This is a genomic window from Methylibium sp. (assembly GCF_013817345.1).
Taxonomy (GTDB): Bacteria; Pseudomonadota; Gammaproteobacteria; order Burkholderiales; family Burkholderiaceae_C; genus Methylibium.
Window position 1 is genome coordinate 1 of sequence record NZ_JACDCW010000203.1, and the last position, 2248, is coordinate 2248.

The 2248-nt window shown below is 66.0% G+C and carries 1 protein-coding gene; it reads left to right on the plus strand.

Annotated elements, in window-relative coordinates:
* Positions 1-33: 33 nt before the first annotated feature.
* A partial coding sequence (locus tag H0W40_RS19910) for a hypothetical protein (RefSeq protein ID WP_292449661.1) occupies positions 34-2248 on the plus strand: 2215 nt, incomplete at its 3' end.

Consider the following 2248-nt stretch of genomic DNA (forward strand, 5'->3'; position numbering starts at 1 on the left):
GCGCCGGCCGTGACATCCGCGCCCGGGATCGCCGTGCTGCGCAGGTCCTCGGCCAGTCTCTCCGCGGGTTTGCACGCGGCGGTCGAACCCCCGCTGCCGGTGGAGATTCCGCCGCAGTTGACCGTCGCACAACGCTCCTACAGCGTTCAGGTGGGCGAGGCGGTCGAGAAAGTGACCTGGAACGCCGGCGAAGCGCTGTCGGCCGACTTGGTGCTGTCGACGGTCTACGACAAGCGCCGTACGTTCGCAATGCTGCCCGACGCGCTGATTGAGCCGAAGCGGCCCGCGGACATGGCGGTCGGCCTCGCGCACGCCTGGTACTACGAAACGCCCCTCGGCCTGGGCGAGTGCCACCACGCGATGGGCAATTGGTCTTCGGCCGAGCAGTGGTATCTGCGAGCCGCCGCTTACTCCTACCTGAACGCCTCCGTCGAAGCGCCTTACGTATGGACGAGGCTGGCGACGCTTTATTTCGACTGGGGTAACTCGCTGTTCCGCGACGAAGACGCCCCTGCAGCTCTGCCTCTCTACGAGCGCGTCCTCACCACCGATGGCCAAGCGCCAGCGTCGGATCTTTACACCATCGCAGGGCTGAAGCCGGCCGCCGACGGCGCGCGAGACGTCATCGCCAACCTGGCGAATCCGGCCGCCATCACGGCGAGCCCGGCCATCAGCAGCGTGATCTTCGACGTGCAGGCGCAACTGGCAAAAATCGCTGGCGGTCTGGACTTCTGGGGCCACTGGGCGCAGAACGTACCGATCTGGACTTTCGACTACCTGCAGTCCGTGGCGATCAACCTGTGCCAGATGGCGGTGAGCACCGAACGCGATGCGATCTCGTTCTGGGACAAGGCCGACAGCGGTACTCTGACGCGCCTGCAGTTGACGCAGAACATCGCTCAATCGAAGGCCGAGCGCGAGGCCGCGCTGCGCCAAGTCGATGCCGCGCAGCAAGAGGTCGGTGTCTATGTGGCAGGGCAGGCGATCGCGCAGCAACGCGCTGCGGACGCCCGGGCCAATGCCGGCAGCTACGCGTCCAAGTCGCGCGCGTGGTCCATGCACCAGGCCCTGTCAGCACAGATGAGCGGCGGCGAGGATGGCAACGCGAGCGAACTCAACGCACTGGCCGACCGCATGATGCAGGGCGGCTATTCGTTGTCCGGTGAGCGCGGCACGCTCGTTGCAGCCGAGCAGCTGACGGCGTCGCGCCTCCAGAACCAATACGAAATCGACCGCATGAATCGCGAGGCCAAGCTGCTCGACGGGGTCGCCGCCCAGGCGGCGCAGGAGAAGGCGGCTGCTCAGGCGCGCGCGGCGGCCGTGCAGGCCAGTGCCAACGCCTCGCAGGTTCGCGTCGGCGGCGCGATCGAGCTGCTCAACGCCTTCGACGGGCAACGGTTCACGCCCGACGTATGGCACCTGCTCGGCGACAAGATGAACCAGCTCTCTCAACGCTACCTGGCGATGGCCCTGGACGTCGCCAAGCGCATGCAGCGCGCTTACAACTTCGAGAACGACCTGCTGCGCACCATCATCAAGCCCGACTACATGTCCGACACCGTCAAGGGCATGCTGGCCGCCGATACCTTGATGCTCGACGTGCAGTCGTTCACCTACGACCTGATCACCAGCACCACGGCCAAGCAGCAACCGGTGCGCCAGACCGTGTCGCTGGCCCAGCGTTATCCCTTCCTGTTCGAAACGCAGTTGCGCGGGCAGGGACGCATGGAGTTCCAGACCAACCTGGACGACTTCGACAGCGTCTATCCCGGCACCTATGCCGGGCGCATCGAACACGTCGAGGTCGTCGTCGATGGCATCGTGCCATCGCGTGGCCTGAGCGGCACCTTGACCAACTCAGGGCTGTCGCACTACCGAGTGCCGACGCCCTGGGCGGACGGCAGCAACGGCATCAAGCACCGGGTGCAGTCACGCGAAGCGCTGGTGATTTCCGACTACGAGTTGCGCAGCGACGCCATCATCGTCGACAGCGACCGCCGCCGCAGACGCATCTTCGAGGGGGCCGGGCTGGCCTCGTCGTGGACGCTGGAGTTGCCCAAGGCAGTGAACACGCTCGACTACCAGGCGATCGTCGACGTGCGGCTCACTTTCACCTACCAGGCGCGCTTCGACCCCGACCTGCGGGAGCTGGTGCTGGCCGAGCTGGCCGCTCTTCCGCAGGCCAACCAGCGGCAACGGCCCTATCCCCTGCGTTGGCTGTATCCGGATGCCTTCTTCCTGTTCTACG